Genomic DNA, 1,430 nt, shown 5'->3' with positions numbered 1-1,430 from the left:
AATCTAAACTACTAATTAAGATATCTTGATCAGACTTAGCTTCAATAAAATAAAGCTTGTCTTTAACTATTTGGGGATAAACCAAAAAGTTAAAGCTTTTAAAATTCAGAGTAGTTAGTTCTCCGCTTAATTTAAGTTGCTTTAACTCACTGCCATTGCTTAGCAGCAAAGAATCACCATCTTCAAACCAATCCATAAAATGCCAGTTATGATCGATTTTACCGACTGATGTAAGTTCGCTACTCGCTAAGTTTAAAAGCTTTACTTCAGATATTGCATTTTCATTAAACCCAACTAATGCTAATTGTTTTTGATCTGGTGATAAAGCGAGTTTATAAGGTTTAAAGTCATCACTTGGCTGGAGTAGTTTTTCATAATTGCCAGTTATCAAGTTATGGCGATACAAGCTTACATTTCGGCTGTGCTCGGAGCTATTTCGATTAGCCAAATAATAAAGGTTTTGCTGGTCATCTATAAAAAACAAACTGTTCCAAGTAATATCACTACGCGAAAAAAGCTTTTCTTCATTTACTACTTTAGCCTGTTCATTCAGTAGTAAGCGGTGAAATGAGATACCTTCTTCCCCTTTAAATGAATAAACCAGTGCATTTGTGTTTTTATCCCATGCAAGATAAGTAAACGCTTTTAAGGTTGTATTTAGTTGCCAATGTGAATTTAATTTTAGGTCTTTGATTAAAAGCTTTCGCTTGTTTGGTTTATTTGTAGCTTGAATATAAGCGACTAACCGCCCATCAGGGCTTACTTGCATGAAGCGTTCTTTTTTATTACTTGCCGTAACTGGCTCAAGGTTCTCTAGAGAAATGTCATTACTTGAGCTAAAGAAACTAAAAAACAATATAAAGATAAATAGAACAGGGACAAGTAACAGTGTTTGTTTTAAATATTTTTTGTGTAGTAGTTCTTTAGATGAGGTGATTGCTTTCTTATCAGGAAAATGTATTTGAGCGTCAAGGCTGTAGCCTCGTTTTGGGTGTGTTTTGATAATGCTTTTGTTGTCATCAGACAATGCTTGCCTTAAAAGTGCGATATTTCTTCGAACTGAGTTTGGACTGTAAATTGCCTGTGGCCAGACAATTTCAAAAAGCATTTCGGCCGATAGAACTTGTCGCGGTCTTTGAGCAAAAACCAGCAGAAGAGCCATCATTTTAGGTTCTATAACTTGGACTTTACCTTCACTTACTACCTCGCCAGTTTCAACATCAATCAGCAAGTCATTAATACAAAATTGATTTGGCAATTCACTCACTCTCAAAGCTAATCTTATCCTGTTGTTATTATTGGTTATTTTAAGCTTAATGCTTTCTTAATGTTTTCTTAATTGGTGCTTCATCGCTTTTTACGATTCATAACAGTAAAAAATTATCAAAAGGCCCAGTGCCATCTTAATCAATAAATAGTAAAAGGAATAT

1 protein-coding gene is annotated in these 1,430 nt (G+C 34.3%); it reads right to left on the bottom strand.

Translation table 11 applies throughout. The features are described from left to right. Positions 1 to 1,258 (bottom strand): winged helix-turn-helix domain-containing protein (locus L1D51_RS21430; RefSeq protein ID WP_239964831.1); only part of this gene is annotated, 1,258 nt, incomplete at its 3' end. Positions 1,259 to 1,430 lie beyond the last annotated feature (172 nt).

It is taken from the genome of Pseudoalteromonas shioyasakiensis, from assembly GCF_022398475.1.
Lineage (GTDB): Bacteria > Pseudomonadota > Gammaproteobacteria > Enterobacterales > Alteromonadaceae > Pseudoalteromonas.
Note: the sequence above shows the minus strand (reverse complement) of the source record. Positions and strands in the feature narration are given on the sequence as shown.